Origin of the sequence: Allobosea sp. TAF32 (assembly GCF_052113585.1) — a bacterium.
GTDB lineage: Bacteria > Pseudomonadota > Alphaproteobacteria > Rhizobiales > Beijerinckiaceae > Allobosea.
On sequence record NZ_JBFRDM010000001.1, the window covers coordinates 717,128 to 736,652 of the forward strand.

The following is a 19,525-nucleotide window of genomic DNA, read 5'->3' on the forward strand; positions in this document are numbered from 1 at the left end:
GGATTCCTCTGTGGCGGTGTGAACAGGAAAAAGCTGCGCTAACCGAGCATGTCGGCCGTCATCGCGGCATACCAGGACAGGTTCTCGACCTCGTTCTGCTTACGAAGCTCGGCCGCTTCGCCGTTCTGGGACACGAAAGTCTCGATCGCCGCGATGCGTCCGTCGCGCGGCTCGTAGCGCCCGCCGACCTTGATCGCGTCGTCGGTCTCGACCAACGACCAGCAGGTGTTGAGATAGCGCGGCGGAAAGCTGCGCGCGCCCGTGAGCTCCGCGCGGATCGTCATTGCCGCGACCTTGGCCTGGCTGTTGGCCGCGAAGGCGGATTTCGGCATATCACCGGCGATGCAGGCATCGCCGAGAACGTAAATATTCGGATCGGCCGCTGATTTCATCGTCGCGGGGTCGATCGCACAATAGCCGCCCATGGGCGCAAGGCCGGCGCTGCGCGCGATCTCGCCGGCCATCTGCGCCGGGATCACGTTGACGAAGGCGCAGTCGCGGTAGGTTTCGAAGCCGGTCACCACGGTGTTCGTCGCCGGATCGACCGACTTGATGCCGTCATGCACCTTCGGCCCGAGCCATTCGATCATGGTGCCGTAATGCGCCTCCCAGCCTTCCTGGAAGACTCCCTGCTTCGAGAAGCTTTCCTTGGGATCGAGGATGACGATTCGCGCATCGCCCCGGCCGCTGCTCTTGAGCACATGGGCGAACATCGAGGCGCGCTCATAAGGTCCGGGCGGGCAGCGATAGGGATTGGGCGGCGCGATCATCACGATGGTGCCGCCATTCGGCACGGCATCGAGCTTGCGCTTGATGAGCTGCGTCTGCGTTCCCGGCTTCCAGCCATGGGGCATCGCCTCCTCCCCGGCTTCCGACCAACCGGGAACGGAATCATATTTGAGGTCGATGCCGGGCGAGACGACGAGGCGATCGTAGGGCAGCCTGCGGCCGTCGGCGAGCACGACCTCGCGCTTGTCTCGGTCGATCTGCGTGGCGCGGGCCCTGGCCAGCGTGATGCCGTGCCGGCTCACCAGCGCATCATAGCGATGGGTGATCTCGTCGTAGCTCTTGAACCCGCCGAGATAGAGGTTCGAGTGGAAGCAGGTGTGGTAGAGCTCGTTCTCCTCGACCAGCGTTACGGCAAGGGCCCCGCCGGTGTCCTTGGCCAGGTAGCGGGCGGCTGTGGCCCCGCCGGCACCGCCGCCGATCACCACCACTCGGGGCCTGGCCTGGCCGAGCACGGCAGGCGCCGCCAGCGTCGCCGCGGCGATGAGGCCGGATCGCATCAATCCCCTGCGATCGATCCGCATGGCGCTAACCGATCTTCATATAGGCGAAGCCCTTGGACTGCAGCGCCGCGACGGCGGCCACTCCTGAGGGCACGAAGCTGATGAAGGACGCGTCACGCGCCTTGGCCTTGTCGATCCTGTTACGCTGAAAGGTGATCTCGCAGAGGTGGATCCGCAGGCCGCTCTTGGCGACATCCTCGACCCGTTCGAAGATTTTCGGCACCATGGCCTCGTCCGCCCAACTGGTTCCCTCCAGGGAGTTGAGGAAGAACTTGACGCCTGCACCATGGGCGACGACGACGATCTGCAAGGCGAAGGGATCGGCCCCATAAGCCGAATAATGGTTCGAAATATTCGTCAGCATCTGCACGAAGCGCTGCGGGTCGCCAAAATCACAATGGTAGACGCAGGCGACATCGGCCTCCTTCTTGAGATCCGCCAGGCTGACCTGTGGCGGAGCGGCCGCGGCTGCCGTCGCAGCGGCGGCCAAGCCAGAAGCCGCAGCCGCGAGCAGCCCGCGGCGCGACGGTATCCCAGCGCAATCCGTCATCGTCTTCCTCCCTGTTTGCCGTCGCATATCGACGGTCAGGGGGCCGTTTTCAGCCCCTCGTAATAGGCGGCCAGAGCCGCAACTTCCTCCGCGGAAAGCTGCCGGGCGACGTTGCGCATCGCGGCGTTGTCCCGGTCTCCCAAGCGATAGGCATCCATCAATGCGGTGAACTGATCCACCGGCATTCCCGCGAGCCCAGGGATGCCGCCTGCCTTCGGCGCATTGCCGTGACAGGTCGCGCATTCCGCCGAGAGATATTCACCGAGCGCGCGATCGCCCGCGGCATGGGCCTGCCCGACTGCCAGCCCTGCCGCCACGGCGGCAAAGCCGATCCAGCCGGGCGTGCCCTGTGCCATCCCCATCAATCGACTTTCGGCGCGGTCTTGGAGTCCGGCGTCACGTCGAGCACAGTGGCGCGCCCGGTGATCCGCACCTCGCTCTTGCAGTCCTTCATGCAGGGCTGCCTGCCCCAGAACGACTTCTCGGCCGTCTCGCGGTCGTCGTCATAGAAGGCGGAGGCATTCGGCAGCTTCACCGAGGTGAAGTTCTTGTCCGAGAGCTCGAAATCCTCGTCCTTCACGATGTCGTTCAGATAGAGCAGATAGGCCGTCAGCGCGTAGACCTGATCCGGCTCCAGCGACTGCGCATTGCCGAAGGGCATCGCGCGATGGATGTAGTCGTAAACCGTCGAGAGATCGGGCCAGAACGAGCCGATCGTCTTCTCCGGCCGGTCGTCCTTGAGCGAACCCTGCCCGCCCGCGAGCACAGGCCAGCGACCATTGCCCTGCCCGAACTCGCCATGGCAGCTGGCGCATTGCGCCTGAAAGATCTCGTCACCCTGGCGGACCGTGCCCTTGCCGGGCGGCAGGCCCTTGCCATCGGGCCGGACGTCGATCGACCAGGCCTTCACTTCCTCCGGCAGCGCCTCACGGCCGAGACCCGTCTTGGCGGGAGCGGCCAGTGCCTCGCCGGGCGGCGGCGACTGGACGGCATGGGGATGCTTCGGCTGGGAATGCTGCTTGTGCGCGGGCTGTGCCAGCAGGGGCCCGGCAATGGCGACTACGAGACCGGCCGCGCCGGCGAGCAGCGCGATCCTAGGAGATTTCGACATTCTCGGTCTCCCCGTTCGGCTTCACATGCCAGGTCTGGATGCCGTTGTTGTGGTAGATGGAGTTCGCGCCGCGGATCTTGCGAAGTTCCTCCTTCGTCGGCTGGACGTAGCCGGTCGAGTCCATCGCGCGCGACTGCACGAGCAACTCGCCGCCATTCCAATCGAAATCGACATAGAAGCGCGTCAGCGATTTATCGAGAACAGGGCCGTCGATGCGTGCCTGCTGCCAGTTCTTGCCGCCGTCCAAGGTGACGTCGACACGCTTGACGGTGCCGCGGCCCGACCAGGCGAGACCCGAGAGCACATTGCGGCCCCTGGCCTTGAGCGGCGCCTGCGGCGAAGGGTTGGTGACGACCGACTTCGCATCCATGATGAAGGTGAAGCGGCGCGAGCGCCCATCCGCCAGCAAGTCGGTGTATTTCGAGGTCTCCTCGCGCGCCATCCACGGCATGTCTCCGACCTCGATGCGGCGAAGCCACTTCACCCAGAGATTGCCTTCCCAGCCCGGGATGACCGCCCGCAGCGGATAGCCCTGCTCCGGGCGCAGCGCCTCGCCGTTCATGGCGAAGGCGACGAGCACATCGTCGAGCGCCTTCTCCAGCGGCAGGGACCGGTTCATGCCGGCAGCGTCGGCCCCTTCCAGCATCAGCCATTTCGCGCTGGGCTTCAGCCCCGCCTCGGCGAGGATCACCTTCAACGGCACGCCCGTATACATGACGTTGTGGACCATGCCATGGGTGAACTGGCAGCCATTGAGCTGCGACCCGCGCCATTCCATACCCGAATTCGCCGCGCATTCGAGGAAGTGCACGCGATTCTCGCGCGGCATCCGCTTGATGTCCTCCATGGTGAAGACGAGCGGCTTGTCGACGAGACCGTGGATCATCAGCCTGTGGTTAGCGGGGTCGATATCGGCGATGCCGGCATGGTGACGCTCGAAGCACAGCCCCGAGGGCGTGATGATGCCGTCGAGATCGTGCAGCGGCGTAAAGTTCACCGAGGATTCCGGCGAGGCCGTGAGCCAGGGCACGTCGCGACGGATCACATTCTTCTCGAAGCGCGAGGGCGAACCGTAAGGGTGCTTGTCGACCCCCTCGCCGAGATAGCGGTTCCAATCCTGCACCTCGGTAATCAGCGGATCGGGCTTGGCCGTTTCCGCGCGGGCGACGCCTGCCGTCGCGAGGCCGGCACCGGCCAATGCGGCGCCACCGAGGAAACCACGCCGGCTCGGCGCCGGATTGTCAGCGTGCGAGGTCATTCTCTCATGTCCTCCGATCAGTTTCGCGGCCAGGCGGTCGCGGCGCTCATGCGCCGCTGACCTTCACGGCATTGTTGGGTTTCGGCGCGATCGTCTTGGTTGCGGCCACATGATCGCGCACCACGTCCCAGATCGGCGGGCCTTGCGTACCTTCGTTGACGCTCGCCCAGCCCGAGACGACATAGTGCTTGCCGGCCTCGATCTGCTGGCCGGATTTCAGGTGGGTGAGCTCGGAGATGCGGCTGCCCATCGGCTTGGCGACGTCGATCGCGTAGCCCATGCCGCCGACTCGGACCATGTCGCCACCGCCCTGGAAATAAGGGTCGCGGTGGAAGATGTTGTCGGCGACGTCCTCCAGCACATCCTTGAGCTGCTGGCCGGTCATCTCCATCCGGTAGCAGTTCGGATAGGTGATGGCGGTGGCATTGGTGATCGCCTCCCAGGTGATCGCCTCGCCCGGCAGCAGCGAGCCGCCCCAGCGGAAGCCCGGCGAGAGCGTGATCTCGGCGTCGCGCTGCTGCATCATCGCATCGCAGATCAGGTCGTCGAAGGTGCCGTTGAAATTGCCGCGACGATACAGCAGCGCGTCCGTCCGGCCGATCTCCCTGGCGAGATCGGCGGCAAAGGGCTCGCGCAGCTTCGTCACCAAGGCAGCCATTTCAGGGTCGGGCGCGATCGCGTCGGCGAAAACCGGCAACAGCTTGAAACGGAGATCGGCGAGCTTGCCGTCCTTCACCGAAAGATCGAGACGCGACAGGAACTTGCCATGCGAGCCGGTCGCGACAAGCACGGTGTCGCCGACGCGGATCAATCCCGGCATCGCGTCATGGGTGTGAGCCGTCAGGATGACGTCAATACCTTTGACCCGCGAAGCGAGCTTGCGGTCGACGTCGAAGCCGTCATGCGAGAGCAGCACCACGACTTGGGCGCCCTCGGCGCGGGCTTCGTCCACCTGCTTCTGCAGTTCCTCCTCGCGGATACCGAACTCCCAGTCCGGGAACATCCAGCGCGGATTGGCGATGGCGGTGCGCGGCAGAGCCTGGCCGATGACGGCGATCCTGGCGCCGCCCTTCTCGAAGATCTTGCGCGGCGGGAAGACCGGCTCGTTCCATTCCTTGTCGCGGATATTCTGCGCGAGGAAGGCGAAAGGCGCGGTTTCGACGATCTCCTTGACCCGGTCTGCACCAAGCGTGAACTCCCAATGCGAGGTCATCGCATCGACCTTCAGCGCCGTCATGGCGTCGACCATGTCCTGGCCCCTGGTTTGCAGCGCGCTCCAGCTGCCCTGCCAGGTATCGCCGCCATCCAGCAGCAGCACGTTGCCGTCGCCACGCTCGGCCCGTACCGCCTTGACCAGCGTCGCGATACGATCGAGGCCGCCCATGCGGCCGTAGTTGCGCGCAAGCTGGACGAAATCGTCAGAGGTGAGAGCGAAGGCGTCGGGCGTTCCCGCGGCGATCTTGAAGTAATCGCGGAAGGCGGCGTCGGTCAGATGCGGCGGCAGGCCCTTGACCTCGCCGACGCCGAGATTGACCGAGGGCTCGCGGAAGTGCAGCGGCACGAGCTGGGCATGGATATCGGCCAGGTAGAGGATGGTGACCGTGCCCAGCGGATCGAAGCGCAGGATGTCGGCCTGCGAGAGCTTCTGCTGCGCGGCGGCACGTCCGAGGGGACCGAGCCCCGAGGCGGCGGTGATCGCCGCCGCCGCAGCCGTCGCCTGAAGAAATTCGCGTCTTGAGATCATGGGTCGTCCTTCGGAGACGCGCATGTCGCGCCCCGGGAGATGATCGATGGTCGAAGCGGATCCGGAGGCGCCCTCGGCGCGCGCCGGCGGGGACCGGCGTCAGCCGACCGTCAGCTTGCTCTTGGCCGTGTAATCGGAGCCGTCGTCATCCTTCCAGACGAAGGTGAACTCGCCGGACTCGGCGGCCTTGAAGAAGAAGGACTGGTAGGGGTTGGCGGAGATCGCCGGGTTCCAGTCCGCGACGAAGACCGGCTTGCCGTTGAAGCTCGCCGTGAACTTGTTGATGATCTTGCGCGGGATCGTCTCGCCCTTGGCGTCCTTGCGCTGCCCGGATTCCATTTCATGCGAGATCAGCGTCTTGATCTCGATCATCTCGCCGGGCGCGGCCTTGGCCGGGACGCGGACGCGGGGCGTCGGTTTCGTGCTCATGGTTTCCTCGCCTTTTTTCGTCGTTTCGCCGGGTCGGCTTGTCAGCCGCCGCAGCCGCCGATCGTGACCTTCACATTCGCCTTGGCGGAATAGAGGTCGCCGTTCGACATTTCGGCGATGCAGATCACATCCTGCGTCTGGGCGAGGCGCATGCGGGTCGCGGCGGAAGCCTTTCCGCAGGCGGGCGTGAACTGGTAGCTGACCACGCCGGGCTGCGGATTGCCGTCGGCGAAGACGTGGACCGCCTTGACGTAATCGGCATCCGTCATCGGGCTTTCGACCTCGACATTGACCGGTACGACGAGGCCGTTCTCAGCGATTTCCGGGACGTCGAGCTTGATCTTGCCCGGCGCCATCTTCTTGTCGCCGTAGAGCTTCTTGATCTCGGCAGCGACCGCTTTCTCGTCGGCGAAAGCCAGGCGCGGCGCGATCGCCGCAGCGGCGAAAGCCATGGCCGCAGCCTTGATCGAGTCGCGGCGCGACAGCCCTGAAAGGCCCTTCTTCATTCGCGTTCCTCCCTGGAACTGGTCTCATTTTAATGCTTGACGGGGCGGCGAAACGCCGCACATCATTTGCACGTATCGTTATATCGATTTTTTTGAATGTAAAGCCCCTCGAAGGGCTGAAGGCACCCGCAGCATAAGCGGGCGATGAGGAAACGAAAGGGCTAGGGATGAAGATTCCGGTGATCGCGGCAGCCGCATTCGCGGCTGCCCTGACATTTGCTGCCGGCCTCGTGTCGGCGCAGTCGCCACAGGACGACAGCGAGAAAGAGATCGAACGCTATCGCCAGATGCTGTCGGACCCGTTCTCGAATCCCGGCTTCCTGGCGGTCGATCGCGGAGAGGCGCTGTGGAGCGAGGCGAGAGGAACGAAGAACGTTTCGCTCGAAGGCTGCGACCTCGGCGAAGGCGCCGGCAAGCTCGAAGGCGCCTATGCGAAGCTGCCACGCCATTTCGCCGATGCGGACAAGGTCATGGATCTGGAACAGCGCCTGGTCTGGTGCATGGAGAAGGTCCAGGGGCTCGACACCAAGGACGTCGTCGCCCGCCGCTTCTCCGGTCCAGGCAAGGCCTCCGACCTGGAAGATCTCGTCGCCTTCATCGCCAACAAGTCGAATGGCATGAAGATCGAGCCACCGCTCTCGCACCCGAAGGAGAAGGAGGCGGCCGCCGTCGGCGAGGCCCTGTTCTACACCCGCGGCGGCGTCAACGACTTCTCCTGCGCCACCTGCCATGCGGAGGAAGGCAAGCGCATCCGCCTTCAGGGCTTGCCGAATCTCTCGGTCAAGGGAAAGACCGCGCAGGAAACCATGGCCTCCTGGCCGACCTATCGCGTCTCGCAGAGCGCGCTGCGCACCATGCAGCATCGGCTCTGGGACTGCTACCGCCAGCAGCGCTGGCCCGAGCCGGCCTACGGCTCGGAGGCACTGACCGCCCTGACCGTCTTCCTGGAGACCCGGGCGGAAGGCGGCGAGCTCAACGTTCCCTCGATCAAGCGCTGAGGACAAGACGATGCTGAAACTCGCCATCGCGCTCGCCGCCGGCGTTCTCCTCGCCGGGCAGGCGGCCGCGCAGGAGCGCCCCAGCCAGGCGGTCATCGACGCCTATCTGCACTCGACCTTCGGCAAGGCCTCGCCGGAATGGCAGGCCCGGATCAAGCCCGACGAAACCCTCGCGATCTGCAACACGATGCGGAACAATCCGTCGTCGGCGCAGTCCGACGAGATCCTGAAGCGTGAGGCCACGCGCGTGACCTACCCGGCCGACGGCAAGTTCCTCGGCGATTGGAAGAAGGGCTACGCCGTCGCCAATAACGGCCGCGGCGGCCAGTTTTCCGATCCGCCCGGCACGGTCGCCGGCGGCAACTGCTTCGCCTGCCACCAGCTCGATCCCAAGGAAGTGAGCTACGGCACATTGGGCCCGAGCCTCACCGCCTATGGCAAGGACCGCAAATACGATGCCGAGAGCGTCAAGGACGCCTACATCAAAATCTACAACTCGATGGCGGTGGTGCCCTGCTCCAACATGCCGCGCTTCGGCGTGAACAAGGTCCTCAGCGAGGCCCAGATCAAGGATGTGATGGCCTATCTGTTCGATCCCGAATCGCCGGTCAACAAATAGGCCGGGCCATGCTGACACGCCGCCTGCTGCTCGCCGCCGGAGCCGCGAGCCTCGCCGCTCCGGCCGCCGCGCAAGTCGTGACCAGGCTCGGCCCCGAGGCGGAGCAGCTCACCATCCTGAGCGATGGGGGCTTCGAAATGCCGCTCGCGATGCTGGCGCGCGAGGTGCCGACCGACGCGATCGCGGCCGAGACCGGACCGGCCGATCCCTATCGGACGGTGCTGAACGTCACCTGCCTGCGGCGCGGCGCCGAGCTCATCCTGTTCGATTGCGGAGCCGGCGCACATTTTCTGCCCGGCTCGGGGCAATTGCAGGAGAGCCTGCGCGCCGCCGGCATCGAGCCCGAAGCCGTGACGCATGTGCTCTTCACCCATCTGCATCCGGATCACTTCTGGGGCGCGCTCGACGAGTTCGATAGCCCCCTCTTCCCGAATGCGCGCTGGCTCGCCGCCGCCCGGGAGATCGATTTCTGGACGGCGCCGAAGGTCTACGAACAATTGCCGGCCGACCGGCACGCCTTCGCCGCAGGGGCGCAGCGCATCGCCAGAGGGCTTGGCGACAAGCTGGAGCGTCTGCAGGCCGGGGGCGAATGGCTGCCCGGAATCGCGGCAGTCGAGACGGCCGGTCACACGCCCGGACACGTCTCCTTCGCCTTCGAGGCGGGAGGCCAGCCCGTCATGGTTCTGGGCGATGCGCTCACCCATCCGCGAATTTCCTTCGCCTATCCCGAATGGCGGCCCGCATCCGACCAAGATGCCGATGTGGCGGTCGCCACGCGTCGATCCCTGCTCGACAGGCTGAGCGCGGACCGGACGATCGCGATCGGCTATCATCTTCCCGGAGCGGCAGGCCGTGTCGAAAAGCACGGCCCGGCCTATCGGTTCACCGCAAGCTGAGCGGCGATCAGGTGGCAACCCCGCCGAACACCGCGCCATAGCCGCGCCACACGACGTAGAGCCCCACCAGCGCGACAATGCCAGCGAAGACATGCGTGAGCAGCGTTTTGCCGGCTGCGAGCCGATGCGCGAGCAGCGTCCCTCCGATGCCGCCGGCAATCCCGCCGGCGACGAAGAGGGCGGCAATGCGCCAATCGACCAGGCCTGACAGCGCATAGGACACTGCCGTTGTGATCCCGAAGGCGGTGACCGCGACGAGCGAAGAGCCGATTGCCATGATCATCGGCATCCGCGCCGCACCCATCAGACCCGGCACGATCAGGAAGCCGCCTCCGATTCCGAAGAACCCCGACAGGCCGCCGACCAGCCCGCCCATGCCGAGCAACCTCGGCAGCAGCGTCCTGGCCGTCGCCCGGCCGAGCGATTGGAACGCGACGCCATCGCCCTTCTTGCGAACGAGCATCATGACCGCGATCACGATCATCAGCAGCCCGAACAGCAAAAGCAGCTTCTGCCCATCGAAGCGCTTGCCGATGGCCGAGCCGACAGCGGCTCCGGCGATGCCGGCGGCGGAAAAGACAAGCGCGCAGGGCCAGCGCACATTGCCCACCCGCGCATGCCCGACGAGGTTGGAAAATGCACTGAGCGCCACCGCGACCGAACTGGTGCCGATCGCGATATGCGGGGAGCCGACGCCGACGACATAGACCAGCAGGGGCACGGCCAGGATGGAACCGCCGCCACCGATGAGGCCGAGAACGAAGCCGACCAGCGAGCCGGATCCGACCGAGGCGATATCGAGCGCCGCGATCATGCCGCGAGCTCCGGCTTCGCGGCGTCCGCCCGCCCGATCCGTCCCGATTCCAACAGGGTGTCGTCGATGCATTCGATCTGCATGGTCGTCCTCACGAGGCCGGCGCCGTCCGCGCTCTCTGGGCAAGTCGGGAGCCCGTGGACCGGCCCCCGGAGTGGATCGCGGGCGGCTCAGAGCACGTTGAGCGGCACCTTGAGAAAGCGCGTGCCGCTGTCGTCGGCCTTCGGCAACTCGCCGGCCTTCATGTTCACCTGCAGCGACGGGATGATCAGCTTGGGCATGTCGAGCGTGCGGTCGCGCGCCTCGCGCTTCTCCACGAATTCATCCTCGCCGATGCCGTCGCGCACATGGACGTTGTGCTCGCGCTGCTCGGCGACCGTGGTTTCCCAGCGGATTTCACGGCCATTGGGACCGTAATCATGGCACATGAACAGCCGCGTCTGCTGCGGCAGCGCCAGGACCCGCCTGATCGAGCGGTAGAGCGTGCGCGCATCCCCGCCCGGAAAATCGGCGCGCGCGGACCCGCCATCCGGCATGAACAAGGTGTCGCCGACAAAGGCGGCGTCGCCGATGACATGTGTCATGCAAGCCGGCGTATGTCCTGGCGTATGCATGGCGAAGGCGGTCAATCCCCCGATGCCATAGGTGCCGCCATCGGCGAAGAGCCGGTCGAACTGGCTGCCGTCGCGCTGGAATTCGGTGCCTTCGTTGAAGATCTTTCCGAAGGTTTCCTGAACGACGGTGATCCGGTCGCCGATCCCGATCCTGCCGCCGAGCTTGCCCTGGATATAGGGCGCGGCCGAGAGATGATCGGCATGCACATGGGTCTCGATCAGCCATTCGAGGAGAAGCCCGCGCTCGCGGATGAAGGCGATGATCGCGTCGGCGGACTCATAGGAGATGCGGCCGGCGGCATAGTCGATATCCATGACGGAATCGATCACTGCGCAGGCGGTCGAGGCCGGGTCTTTCACGACATAGCTGACTGTGTTGGTCGCCCTGTCGAAGAAGGCGGTGACCTCGGGCCTGGTCGCGAGGTCGACGGGATGGGGAATGCCTTGCATGGGATCGATCCTCAGCTGCGGTGAGCCGGCGCGGTCGGCGGTGTTGCCGGGCTTGCGGCTAGCCGCCGCGCGAGAGCCATCCCGGCGAGCATCGCCACGATGAAGACGAGAGCGGGCAGGCCGCCGGTCAGGGTGGCGACGAGAGCCGGGCCCGGGCAGAAGCCGGCGAGCCCCCAGCCGATACCGAACAGCGCCGCCCCGGTGACGAGCCGCCTGTCCGGCCGGTTCGCTGCTGGCAATGCGAAGCGCTCCGCGAGCAGCGGGCGGCCCCGGCCCAGCACGAGACGATAACCGACCAGGGTCACGCCGATGCCGCCGGCCATCACGAAGATCAGGCTCGGATCCCACGTTCCGCGCGGTATGGCGCCGAGATCGAGGAAGGCCAGGACCTTGGCCGGATCCGCCATGCCGGCCAGGATCAGGCCGAGACCGAAGACGAGCCCTACGAGGAATTGGATCAGAATCGACATGGTCGGCTCACAACAGATGCCGGACGACGAAGACGGTCGCGATCGCCGTCGTCATGAAGGTCGCTACCGCGATGAGCGAGCGCAGCGAGAGCCGCGAGAGCCCGCAGATGCCGTGTCCGGAGGTGCAGCCATTGCCCCAGACCGAACCGAAGCCGACCAACAGCCCCGCGGCCGCGAGCACCGGCATCGCCACGCTCACCTGAGGCACCGGCCAGACCCCGACAAGCGCCGCATAGGCGAGAGGCGCCAGCACCAGCCCCAGGACCATCGCGACGCGACCGGAGGTCTGCCCGTCGCGCTCCGGCGGCAACAGACGCGAGACGACACCGCTGATACCGGCAATGCGTCCCTGGAACAGCATCAGCGCGACGGCCGCCAGGCCGATCAGCGCGCCGCCGGCAAGCGAGGCGAACGGCGTAAAGCTGGTCGCGATCATGACGAACGCCCCACGCCGCAAGTGCTGATGCCAAGCAGACCATACACAGGGCAATGCCGGATGGTCGCAGTCAGGAGCATCACCGCACCCCACGCGGTGAGCGCGTATTTCCAGGCTCCGAGCGGCGCGGCCCAACCGGCCAGCGGCGGTACGAAGGCGGCTGCGACGAGCAAGGCGCCGAAAATGAAGTGCAGCATGCGATCGCGAGAACCGATATTGACCATGTCAGGCTCCGGGTCTATTTGATATGCAATAGTCGATATATATAGAAATTCGAATATGTCAATCGGAAGCGCCACCGGAGCCGCCCTGACGGCGCCGCCAATCGAGGAAGCTGCCGCTCTGCTCGGGGCCATGGCGAATCCGCGGCGGTTGGCCATCCTGTGCCGACTCGTCGAGGGCGAGGCTGCAGCCGCGGAATTGGCGGGCGTCACGGGCCTGAGTTCGGCCGGCGTCGCGTCTCACCTCGCTCAGTTGCGGCGGCTCGGCCTGATCGCCGCGCGCCGCCGCGGGATTTCTGTGATGTTTTCCCTGGCGAGCGCGGAGGCGGCGGCCGTTCTCGAAACGCTTCACCGCCTCTATTGCGGAAGCGAAGCCGGTGTCAGCGTCTCTGCAGAAGCCCTCTGAGCGAGCCTTCCATCAGAAAGGCGATGCCGATCCTTGCCCCGATCATCATGCCCGCGATCGCGAGCGGCCAGGAAAGCGCCATCATCGAACCGGCCGAAATCCCCTGCCCGATCGTGCATCCCCCTGCCAGCACCCCGCCGCCGCCCATCAGCACGGCACCCAGGAGATGGCGGCGCATTTCGCGATCGTCATCGAACGCTTCCCAACGAAACTCCCTGTCATAGAGTGCAGAGAGGAAGGAACCGAGCACGACGCCGGCCAGCGTCCCGATGCCGAATTCGAGCAGCGCCGCCGGCGCCGTCAGAACCGCGTAAAGGGCGCGGCCGACGGGCGAAACGAAGGTCAGGCTCTGGGCGCGCGGAACATGCTCGAAAGCGTCGACCGCAACGCCCGTCACCCACCAGCCCGCCACAACCGCCAACCCCAGCGTCGCCCCGGCGATGAGCAGGCGAGGCGACCGCCGCAGCCGCGGATCGATCCAGACCAGCGTTCCGAGCAGGGCGGCTCCGAGCAGCGTCAAAAGCAGCCGGGAGTGCGGAAACCCGAAATAGTCCAGCACGCTGTCGAGATTGCCTTTGATCTGGCCCGGCAGCGGCCACGCGACCTTTTCGAGGACATCGATACGAACTGGCGCCAGCATTCCGCGCAACGTGGCATAGGCCACCGAGCCGAACACCATCATGACGATCAGGCTGCGAAGATCGCCGGCGCCGAGCCGTACCAAAGAGCCGAAGCTGCAGGTTCCGACCAAAGCCATGCCGAGCCCGAACAACGTGCTGCCGACGATGATCGACAGCCATGGCAAGGCGGGCTGGACATAGGTCGAGCTGGAAGGGTCGAGCAGGCCGAGAGCGACCAGAGACTGCGTTCCCGCGAGCGCGACCGCGAGGGCCAGCCCGAAGATGCGCAGCCGGCGCGTATCCCCGCCGATCCAGGCATCCTCGACCGCGCCGAAGGAACACAGCCGCGCGCGCCGGACCGTGAAGCCGCAGACCGCTCCAGTTGCGACGCCCGCCAGCGCTGCGCCCCAGGCGGAGAACTCCGTCATGGTCCGAGCAGCCGGTCCGCCGGAAACGGGCTCACGACTTGGTCGTCTCGCTTGCGCCGGTGCCGCAGAAGATGTCGTAGATAACCGAGATCACGCGGCGGACATCGTCGTTGGCGAGGCTGTAATACATCGCCTTGCCGTCGCGCCGCGTCGTGACGAGCTGATCCAGCCGGAGCCGCGCCAATTGCTGCGAAACCATCGGCTGACGAAGCGAGAGCAGGTTCTCAAGCTCCGTCACCGTTCTTTCGCGCTCGGCCAGCAGGCACAGCAACAGCAGCCGATTCTCATGCGAGAGCGCTTTCAGGAAATCGCTCGCCTTGCGCGCCTTGCGCATGAGCTGATCGAGCTCCGGCGAGAATTCGGCGCCGTCGCGCAGCTCGGTTTCGAGCGCTTTCGAGACGATCGCGGTCATTCTGCCCCCATCTCAAGGCTTCGGTTTGCCATCGCGCTTGTCCATGCCAGCTAAGAGCTGCCCGAGCAAACCCCAAAACATATCGTCGTTCAGATAGCCGGTGATGCGGCCGACTTCACGGCCATCGTCGACCAGCACAAAGGTCGGCGTCGCGATGACCGGCTCCCGCAGGCCGGCATCTCGCACCCCTCCTGCCGAAAGATCGATGCGCCTCAACGGGGCGAGCGCGCCTTCGCGCGTCTTGGCGTAGACCGGCGCGACCTCGCGCTCGAAGCGGACGCAAAACGGGCAGCCGTTGCGCCGGTACATGACAAGTTCCGCAGCACCTGCCGATGCGAGGGATTGGGCCGACAGCACAAAGGCTGCCGCAGCGATCTTCCCCCCATGCCACCAGCTTGCAATCATATCGACAACATAGTCATATTCATATGTTTATACCAGCGACTTCCAAGCCTGCCGCGGGAGGCTGCCCATGATCACCAGAAGAGACCTGCTCGCCCCGGCCTTGGGCGCGGCCCTCCGGCGAGGACGGCCTCTACGCGTTCGACTGGTATCTGGAGAGCTTTCTGGATCTCGCGGATGATCTCGGAGCGGCAACGCGAGACGGCAAGCGCTTTGCGATCCTGTGGGGGTTGCGCAATTGCCCCGCCTGCCGGCGAATGCATGAGGTCTACATGGCCGACCCCGCGATCGAGACCTATATCCGCGACCATTTCGCCATCCTGCACCTCAACATCCTGGGTTCGCGCGAGGTGACGGATTTCGATGGGACCAGGCTGACCGAAAAGCGGCTTGCCGCCCGTTACGGGATCATCGGCACCCCGGCGGTCCAGTTCTTTCCGCAGAATGTGGAAGGCCTCGCAGGCCAGCAACCGCGTGATCGCGAGTTGGCGAGAATGGACATGCTGCCTGCACAGGATCGATTTCTTGCCCTGTTTCAGGATATGCGGCGCTAGCACCCCGCGCACTGCCGAAAGGTTCAATCCGGCGGCAAGCTGATGCTACCCGCCGCGTCGATGGGCCTGCGGCCGGCATCAGGACGGCCTTCCAGCGCCGGATGTCGAGATTGTGTCGGCCGGACGGTCCGCCACGGCGTCAATGACGCCATCCCGCCGTCGCGAGCAGCTGAATGTACGACGTCGCCACGCGTGCGCTGCGGGCCGACCCTGCGAATCCATAACATCCCGGCATCGCTCGATACCCTCCGGTCGATTGCCGCCAATTTCCAAAGCTTTGAGTATCAGCCCGACAAGGGAAAACGACCATGCACGACCTGACACTTTGCGTTCATCACCCGGCCGTCGACGAGGAGGGCTATGCCTCGCTCGCCGTGCCGACGCATCGCGCCTCGACCATCGTCTATCCGGACGGAGCGAGCTTCATGGCCCGCAAGTATCGCGGCTTCGACGGCTATACCTATGGCCTGCACGGCACGCCGACGACCCGCACGCTCGAAGCGCAATTGACGGTCCTGCACGATGGTGTCCGCACTGTGCTGGTGCCCTCAGGGCAGGCGGCCGTCACTCTCGTGATGCTGTCCGTGCTGATGCCCGGCGACAAGGTTCTGATCCCCGACCATGTCTATCCGCCGGTCCGCAGTTTCTGCGCCGAATATCTGGCGCCGCGCGGCATCGCCTATGGCGTCTATGATCCGCTGATCGGCGCCGGCATCGCCGATCTCATCGACGAGACCGTCAAGCTGGTCTGGGTCGAGTCGCCCGGCTCCAATACGATGGAGGTGCAGGACGTGCCCGCCATCGTGGCTGCCGCCAAGGCGAAGGGCGCGCTCGTCGGCTGCGACAACACCTGGGCGACGCCGCTGATCTTCAAGCCGCTGGAGTATGGCGCCGATTTCGCCTGCGAGGCGCTCACCAAATATGTCGGCGGCCATTCCGACCTGCTGCTCGGCTCCATCACGGTCAAGGACGTGGCGCTGCGCCAGAAGATGAAGGAGATCCTGCGCGGTTTCGGCATCGGCGTCTCGCCGGACGAATGCCAGCTCGCCTTGCGCGGGATCGAGACCATGGGCCTGCGCGTTGCTCACATGGGCAAGGTCTCGGAGGATTTCGCGCGCCGGCTCGTCGATCATCCCATGGTCGAGCGCGTGCTGCATCCGGCCCTGCCGTCATGCCCGGGCCACGCGATCTGGAAGCGCGATATGGGGCGGTCCTCGGGACTCTTCAGCCTGGTGCTGAAGCCTGTCGACGACGACGCCATGAGCGCGGCGTTGAGCGCATTGCGCATCTTCGCGATCGGAGCCTCCTGGGGCGGCACGCGCAGCCTCGTCGCGCCGCAGGCGGTCGTGCAGGATCGGACCGCGACGAACTGGACAGCCAAAGGTCCGCTGCTGCGCATCAGCATCGGCCTCGAAGATCCGGAGGAGCTGTGGGCCGACCTGAGCCGACTGCTTTCGGTCCTCGGACAGGCCCCCGCGAACAAGGCTGCCTGACAAGAAGCAAAGCCAAGCCGGGGACGACGAAGACACGGCGCGAGGCTCGCGCCGTGATCGGGAGAACTTTGTCCGAAGACGGCGTCTGGAACACAAAAAGAAGGGGAAGTACGATGAAGATGGTTTTCACCGCGCTCGGCGCAGCCCTCGTGGCGGCGTGTCTTACCGCGCAGCCGGCTGCCGCGGATACGCTCAAGACGATTCGAGATCGCGGCAAAATCATATGCGGCACCAGCACAGGCGTCGCCGGCTTCTCGACCCAGGACGCCAATGGCCGCTGGCAGGGCTTCGACATCGACATCTGTCGCGCACTCGCCGTCGCAATCTTCAACGATACGGAGAAAGCCTCCTTCGTCCCGCTGACTTCCAAGGACCGATTGATCGCCTTGCAGGCGGGAGAGGTCGACGTTCTGCCGCGCACGACCACCTGGACGCTGGCGCGCAACACGGGCCAGGGCGTCACCTTCACCGGCGTGAACTACTATGACGGGCAAGGCTTCATGGTGCCGAAGAAGCTCGGGGTCGCCAGCGCGAGCAAGCTCGACGGAGCATCGATCTGCGTCGCCCAGGGCACGACAAGCGAGCTGAACCTCGCCGACTATTTCCGCCGCACCAAGATGAAATACGAGGTCGCAGCCTTCGGCACGGCGGAGGATGCTCTCAAGGCTTACGAGTCCGGACGGTGCGATGCCTACACCACGGACGTCTCTGCGCTCTCTGCGAATCTGCTCAAGTTCCGCGACCCAAGCGAACATGTCGTGCTGCCCGAGATCATCTCGAAGGAACCGCTGGGTCCTTGGGTCCGCAGCGGCGACGATACCTGGTTCAATCTCGTACGCTGGACCCTGTTCGCCCTGATCAATGCGGAGGAGCTCGGCGTGACCAAGGCGAATGTCAAGGAGCTGGCGGAGACTTCAGCCAATCCCGAGATCCGCCGCTTTCTCGGCAAAGACGGGAAATATGGCGAAGGTCTCGGCGTGACCGCCGACTGGACCGTTCGGATCATCACCGCGGTCGGCAATTACGGCGAGAGCTTCGAGCGCAATCTCGGCATGAGCTCGCCCATGAAGCTCCAGCGAGGGCCCAACGCCCTCTGGATGGAAGGCGGACTGCAATACTCACCCCCGTTCCGGTAGAGCACCTCGTCACATCGCCCTGAGGCAGATAGCGAATGCGCTTGTTCATGGAATGCTCCCGCCGCCCGCGGTTTGAAACTCATGGCCGGATCAGGACGGCGTCCTTGATCCGGCGCATCTCGAAGTCGGAGATCAGGATTTCGAGCTCGACCTCCCAGCGGCCGGGTACCGGCAGGTTCAGCTCGTCCACCCGCCAGATGCCGTCCTCCCCAAGACGCGCGCGCCGCTCGATCGGCTCGACCCCGGCCGCGGGGTTGCTGAAGCCGAGGCTGAGCTCCTTGGCGGGCAGCGGACCGAACTCGCCGTTCATCAGCACCACATCGACCGAGACCCGTCCCACCCGGCCGGGCGAGACGGTGACGTCCGCCATAGCCTGCATGCTGTGGATATGGACCAAGGCTGGCTGCGTCTTCGCCGCCAGAATGGAGCGCGGCGGCGGCGTGAAGCGCCAGAGCGCAGCGGTGCCCAGGACCACGACCAGCACAGCAAGCTCGGCAGCGATGACACGCCTCATGACGCGTGCGGCGATGAGGTCGCCGGCCTCGGTCCGCCGCGTCAGGCGCCAGCGGTTGAATCCGGCCAGCGTGAAGGCCACGGCGACAAGGGCAAGCTTGGCGAGCAGGACGCGGCCATAAGCCGTCCAGAGCAGCGCCGCAGGCGTTTCGACCTGCACGACGGCCAGAACGAATCCACTGAGCAGAAGCGCGGCGACGACGATCGCAATTCCGGAGGAAAATCGCCGCAGTGCGCCACGACCTGCCTTGATCCGCAGGGCCAGAGACAGCGGCAGCAACGCGCCTGTCCAGAGGGCGATCGCGCTCGCGTGCAGGAACACGGCAGGACGCATCAGCCATTGTGGATGGGCGGCGCTGGCATGCCCGCTGCTCGCGAGGGCAACCCCGGCCAGCAATGCGCTGAGAAGCCCGGCTACGCCCGCCGCCGTTCCACGCAGCTGGATTCCGACGAAGGCGATGGCCAGGGCCATGGCCGCGCCGACGGCGGTCCAGAGATAGCTGGTCGACGCCGCGGCTTTCCAGATCGCCGGTTGGAAGAAGGCAACGAGCGAAGCCCCCATCGCGTCGAGGCCTTGCGCGCTCAAAGCGACGGGCACGCAGATCAAGCCGAGCACGGTCATGACGGTGGCGAAGCGCCTCGCCGGGCCGGGGAGCGGGCCGACCCATGCCCCACTCGCAGCGGCGCCGCAGCCGAGGAACAATCCGAGATAGAGACCCAGCCGGCTCAGCCAGACGAGCATTCGCACGCTCGTATCGAACTGCTCGCCGGTCTCGGGCGCCGTGCTGCTGGGCGCACCGATCGAAAACACCAACGTGCCGCCGACGGGGTGGCCGTCCTCCGAGACGACGCGCCAGCTCAGCGCGTAGGTGCCGCTCACCAGTCCGGCCGGAGCAGTGATCACGACCGTGCCGTCCTTCAGCGCGAAGCGATCGAGTATGCGGGCTGCGCCATCCGGCCCGAGCAGCCTCAGCGCAAGCGGCGAGACCGGCTCGCTGAAAACGAGATCAATCTGCCCCGGAGGAGCCACGAGCACGCTGCCATCGGCCGGAACGGCACGGTTCAGCGCCGCATGCGCCCAGGCGAGACCGGGCGCCCCGGCGCCAACCAGAGCAAGGAGAAGCAGCAGCACATAGCGGCGGAATCGGACTGACAT

At 65.6% G+C, this 19,525-nt stretch carries 24 protein-coding genes; 7 read left to right on the plus strand and 17 right to left on the minus strand.

Features of this window, described 5'->3' with window-relative positions:
• Positions 1-38: 38 nt before the first annotated feature.
• The 8 genes from AB4Z16_RS03225 to soxY all read right to left on the minus strand — a co-directional run bounded on the left by AB4Z16_RS03225 (position 39) and on the right by soxY (position 6,887).
• A complete protein-coding gene (locus tag AB4Z16_RS03225) occupies positions 39-1,310 on the minus strand; it encodes an FCSD flavin-binding domain-containing protein (RefSeq protein WP_441509868.1) in 1,272 nt (423 codons plus the stop codon).
• Between the two features lie 4 nt (positions 1,311-1,314).
• A complete protein-coding gene (locus AB4Z16_RS03230) occupies positions 1,315-1,839 on the minus strand; it encodes a DsrE family protein (RefSeq protein ID WP_441509869.1) in 525 nt (174 codons plus the stop codon).
• A gap of 35 nt (positions 1,840-1,874) precedes the next feature.
• On the minus strand, positions 1,875-2,195 hold the full coding sequence (locus AB4Z16_RS03235) for a c-type cytochrome (RefSeq protein WP_441509870.1): 321 nt from the start codon (positions 2,193-2,195) through the stop codon (positions 1,875-1,877).
• A 5-nt stretch (positions 2,196-2,200) separates the two neighbouring features.
• Positions 2,201-2,950: a c-type cytochrome gene (locus AB4Z16_RS03240; RefSeq protein WP_441509871.1), complete on the minus strand. Its 750-nt coding sequence runs from the start codon at positions 2,948-2,950 to the stop codon at positions 2,201-2,203.
• Positions 2,934-4,208, minus strand: a complete 1,275-nt coding sequence (gene soxC / locus AB4Z16_RS03245) for a sulfite dehydrogenase (protein ID WP_441509872.1) — start codon at positions 4,206-4,208, stop codon at positions 2,934-2,936. Before soxC ends, AB4Z16_RS03240 begins: the two co-directional genes overlap by 17 nt.
• 46 nt (positions 4,209-4,254) lie before the next feature.
• The gene (soxB, locus tag AB4Z16_RS03250; RefSeq protein ID WP_441509873.1) at positions 4,255-5,952 is read right to left on the minus strand and encodes a thiosulfohydrolase SoxB; all 1,698 of its coding nucleotides are present in this window, start codon (positions 5,950-5,952) and stop codon (positions 4,255-4,257) included.
• 99 nt (positions 5,953-6,051) lie between these two features.
• The gene (soxZ, locus tag AB4Z16_RS03255) at positions 6,052-6,381 is read right to left on the minus strand and encodes a thiosulfate oxidation carrier complex protein SoxZ (protein WP_441509874.1); all 330 of its coding nucleotides are present in this window, start codon (positions 6,379-6,381) and stop codon (positions 6,052-6,054) included.
• 41 nt (positions 6,382-6,422) lie between these two features.
• Positions 6,423-6,887, minus strand: coding sequence for a thiosulfate oxidation carrier protein SoxY (gene soxY / locus AB4Z16_RS03260; protein WP_441509875.1), 465 nt, complete (start codon positions 6,885-6,887; stop codon positions 6,423-6,425).
• 167 nt (positions 6,888-7,054) lie between these two features.
• On the opposite strand from soxY, the gene soxA reads away from it, so the two are divergent.
• The 3 genes from soxA to AB4Z16_RS03275 are packed head-to-tail and all read left to right on the plus strand — an operon-like array spanning position 7,055 to position 9,400.
• The gene (soxA, locus tag AB4Z16_RS03265; protein WP_441509876.1) at positions 7,055-7,885 is read left to right on the plus strand and encodes a sulfur oxidation c-type cytochrome SoxA; all 831 of its coding nucleotides are present in this window, start codon (positions 7,055-7,057) and stop codon (positions 7,883-7,885) included.
• A gap of 10 nt (positions 7,886-7,895) precedes the next feature.
• Complete coding sequence (soxX, locus tag AB4Z16_RS03270; protein WP_441509877.1) at positions 7,896-8,504, plus strand: sulfur oxidation c-type cytochrome SoxX; 609 nt, start codon at positions 7,896-7,898, stop codon at positions 8,502-8,504.
• A gap of 8 nt (positions 8,505-8,512) precedes the next feature.
• Positions 8,513-9,400 (plus strand): MBL fold metallo-hydrolase, encoded by an 888-nt coding sequence (locus AB4Z16_RS03275; protein ID WP_441509878.1) that lies wholly within the window; start codon positions 8,513-8,515, stop codon positions 9,398-9,400.
• A 7-nt stretch (positions 9,401-9,407) separates the two neighbouring features.
• Here the strand turns inward: AB4Z16_RS03275 and AB4Z16_RS03280 are convergent, their stop codons facing one another.
• The 5 genes from AB4Z16_RS03280 to AB4Z16_RS03300 form a co-directional block, all read right to left on the minus strand.
• A complete protein-coding gene (locus tag AB4Z16_RS03280) occupies positions 9,408-10,214 on the minus strand; it encodes a sulfite exporter TauE/SafE family protein (protein WP_441509879.1) in 807 nt (268 codons plus the stop codon).
• A 170-nt stretch (positions 10,215-10,384) separates the two neighbouring features.
• Entirely contained in the window at positions 10,385-11,278 is an 894-nt protein-coding gene (locus tag AB4Z16_RS03285; protein ID WP_441509880.1) for an MBL fold metallo-hydrolase, read from the minus strand.
• An 11-nt stretch (positions 11,279-11,289) separates the two neighbouring features.
• Positions 11,290-11,748, minus strand: coding sequence for a DUF6691 family protein (locus AB4Z16_RS03290; RefSeq protein ID WP_441509881.1), 459 nt, complete (start codon positions 11,746-11,748; stop codon positions 11,290-11,292).
• Positions 11,749-11,755: 7 nt separating this feature from the next.
• On the minus strand, positions 11,756-12,184 hold the full coding sequence (locus AB4Z16_RS03295; RefSeq protein ID WP_441509882.1) for a YeeE/YedE family protein: 429 nt from the start codon (positions 12,182-12,184) through the stop codon (positions 11,756-11,758).
• The gene (locus tag AB4Z16_RS03300) at positions 12,181-12,408 is read right to left on the minus strand and encodes a YgaP family membrane protein (RefSeq protein ID WP_441509883.1); all 228 of its coding nucleotides are present in this window, start codon (positions 12,406-12,408) and stop codon (positions 12,181-12,183) included. The genes AB4Z16_RS03295 and AB4Z16_RS03300 overlap by 4 nt, the downstream gene beginning before the upstream one ends.
• A gap of 55 nt (positions 12,409-12,463) precedes the next feature.
• Between AB4Z16_RS03300 and AB4Z16_RS03305 the strand changes: the two genes are divergently transcribed.
• Positions 12,464-12,811 (plus strand): ArsR/SmtB family transcription factor, encoded by a 348-nt coding sequence (locus AB4Z16_RS03305; RefSeq protein WP_441509884.1) that lies wholly within the window; start codon positions 12,464-12,466, stop codon positions 12,809-12,811.
• Here the strand turns inward: AB4Z16_RS03305 and AB4Z16_RS03310 are convergent.
• Genes AB4Z16_RS03310 through AB4Z16_RS03320 form a run of 3 tightly spaced genes read right to left on the minus strand, consistent with a single transcriptional unit; the run spans position 12,786 to position 14,676 of the window.
• The gene (locus AB4Z16_RS03310; RefSeq protein WP_441509885.1) at positions 12,786-13,859 is read right to left on the minus strand and encodes a YeeE/YedE family protein; all 1,074 of its coding nucleotides are present in this window, start codon (positions 13,857-13,859) and stop codon (positions 12,786-12,788) included. The genes AB4Z16_RS03305 and AB4Z16_RS03310 overlap by 26 nt on opposite strands.
• Positions 13,860-13,890: 31 nt before the next feature.
• Complete coding sequence (locus AB4Z16_RS03315; protein WP_441509886.1) at positions 13,891-14,271, minus strand: ArsR/SmtB family transcription factor; 381 nt, start codon at positions 14,269-14,271, stop codon at positions 13,891-13,893.
• Between the two features lie 12 nt (positions 14,272-14,283).
• Positions 14,284-14,676 carry a thioredoxin fold domain-containing protein gene (locus AB4Z16_RS03320; protein ID WP_441509887.1) on the minus strand — a complete coding sequence of 131 codons (393 nt, stop codon included), beginning with the start codon at positions 14,674-14,676 and terminating at the stop codon, positions 14,284-14,286.
• A 161-nt stretch (positions 14,677-14,837) separates the two neighbouring features.
• On the opposite strand from AB4Z16_RS03320, the gene AB4Z16_RS03325 reads away from it, so the two are divergent.
• The 3 genes from AB4Z16_RS03325 to AB4Z16_RS03335 all read left to right on the plus strand — a co-directional run bounded on the left by AB4Z16_RS03325 (position 14,838) and on the right by AB4Z16_RS03335 (position 17,856).
• On the plus strand, positions 14,838-15,227 hold the full coding sequence (locus AB4Z16_RS03325) for a thioredoxin family protein (RefSeq protein ID WP_441510115.1): 390 nt from the start codon (positions 14,838-14,840) through the stop codon (positions 15,225-15,227).
• Between the two features lie 308 nt (positions 15,228-15,535).
• Positions 15,536-16,720, plus strand: a complete 1,185-nt coding sequence (locus AB4Z16_RS03330) for a trans-sulfuration enzyme family protein (protein WP_441509888.1) — start codon at positions 15,536-15,538, stop codon at positions 16,718-16,720.
• A gap of 113 nt (positions 16,721-16,833) precedes the next feature.
• Entirely contained in the window at positions 16,834-17,856 is a 1,023-nt protein-coding gene (locus AB4Z16_RS03335) for an amino acid ABC transporter substrate-binding protein (RefSeq protein ID WP_441509889.1), read from the plus strand.
• 79 nt (positions 17,857-17,935) lie between these two features.
• Here the strand turns inward: AB4Z16_RS03335 and AB4Z16_RS03340 are convergent, their stop codons facing one another.
• On the minus strand, positions 17,936-19,525 hold the full coding sequence (locus AB4Z16_RS03340; RefSeq protein ID WP_441509890.1) for a copper resistance CopC/CopD family protein: 1,590 nt from the start codon (positions 19,523-19,525) through the stop codon (positions 17,936-17,938).

Excerpts from the sequence above, each read along its gene's own strand:
- AB4Z16_RS03240 (WP_441509871.1), bottom strand. The coding sequence starts at position 2,950 with ATGTCGAAATCTCCTAGGATCGCGCTGCTCGCCGGCGCGGCCGGTCTC.
- soxZ (WP_441509874.1), bottom strand. The coding sequence starts at position 6,381 with ATGAGCACGAAACCGACGCCCCGCGTCCGCGTCCCGGCCAAGGCCGCG.
- AB4Z16_RS03285 (WP_441509880.1), bottom strand. The coding sequence starts at position 11,278 with ATGCAAGGCATTCCCCATCCCGTCGACCTCGCGACCAGGCCCGAGGTC.
- AB4Z16_RS03310 (WP_441509885.1), bottom strand. The coding sequence starts at position 13,859 with ATGACGGAGTTCTCCGCCTGGGGCGCAGCGCTGGCGGGCGTCGCAACT.
- AB4Z16_RS03320 (WP_441509887.1), bottom strand. The coding sequence starts at position 14,676 with ATGATTGCAAGCTGGTGGCATGGGGGGAAGATCGCTGCGGCAGCCTTT.
- AB4Z16_RS03290 (WP_441509881.1), bottom strand. The coding sequence starts at position 11,748 with ATGTCGATTCTGATCCAATTCCTCGTAGGGCTCGTCTTCGGTCTCGGC.
- AB4Z16_RS03300 (WP_441509883.1), bottom strand. The coding sequence starts at position 12,408 with ATGGTCAATATCGGTTCTCGCGATCGCATGCTGCACTTCATTTTCGGC.
- soxB (WP_441509873.1), bottom strand. The coding sequence starts at position 5,952 with ATGATCTCAAGACGCGAATTTCTTCAGGCGACGGCTGCGGCGGCGGCG.
- soxA (WP_441509876.1), top strand. The coding sequence starts at position 7,055 with ATGAAGATTCCGGTGATCGCGGCAGCCGCATTCGCGGCTGCCCTGACA.
- AB4Z16_RS03280 (WP_441509879.1), bottom strand. The coding sequence starts at position 10,214 with ATGATCGCGGCGCTCGATATCGCCTCGGTCGGATCCGGCTCGCTGGTC.
- AB4Z16_RS03235 (WP_441509870.1), bottom strand. The coding sequence starts at position 2,195 with ATGGCACAGGGCACGCCCGGCTGGATCGGCTTTGCCGCCGTGGCGGCA.
- AB4Z16_RS03330 (WP_441509888.1), top strand. The coding sequence starts at position 15,536 with ATGCACGACCTGACACTTTGCGTTCATCACCCGGCCGTCGACGAGGAG.
- AB4Z16_RS03295 (WP_441509882.1), bottom strand. The coding sequence starts at position 12,184 with ATGATCGCGACCAGCTTTACGCCGTTCGCCTCGCTTGCCGGCGGCGCG.
- soxX (WP_441509877.1), top strand. The coding sequence starts at position 7,896 with ATGCTGAAACTCGCCATCGCGCTCGCCGCCGGCGTTCTCCTCGCCGGG.
- AB4Z16_RS03315 (WP_441509886.1), bottom strand. The coding sequence starts at position 14,271 with ATGACCGCGATCGTCTCGAAAGCGCTCGAAACCGAGCTGCGCGACGGC.
- AB4Z16_RS03340 (WP_441509890.1), bottom strand. The coding sequence starts at position 19,525 with ATGTCAGTCCGATTCCGCCGCTATGTGCTGCTGCTTCTCCTTGCTCTG.
- AB4Z16_RS03275 (WP_441509878.1), top strand. The coding sequence starts at position 8,513 with ATGCTGACACGCCGCCTGCTGCTCGCCGCCGGAGCCGCGAGCCTCGCC.
- soxC (WP_441509872.1), bottom strand. The coding sequence starts at position 4,208 with ATGACCTCGCACGCTGACAATCCGGCGCCGAGCCGGCGTGGTTTCCTC.
- soxY (WP_441509875.1), bottom strand. The coding sequence starts at position 6,887 with ATGAAGAAGGGCCTTTCAGGGCTGTCGCGCCGCGACTCGATCAAGGCT.
- AB4Z16_RS03225 (WP_441509868.1), bottom strand. The coding sequence starts at position 1,310 with ATGCGGATCGATCGCAGGGGATTGATGCGATCCGGCCTCATCGCCGCG.
- AB4Z16_RS03335 (WP_441509889.1), top strand. The coding sequence starts at position 16,834 with ATGAAGATGGTTTTCACCGCGCTCGGCGCAGCCCTCGTGGCGGCGTGT.
- AB4Z16_RS03230 (WP_441509869.1), bottom strand. The coding sequence starts at position 1,839 with ATGACGGATTGCGCTGGGATACCGTCGCGCCGCGGGCTGCTCGCGGCT.
- AB4Z16_RS03305 (WP_441509884.1), top strand. The coding sequence starts at position 12,464 with ATGTCAATCGGAAGCGCCACCGGAGCCGCCCTGACGGCGCCGCCAATC.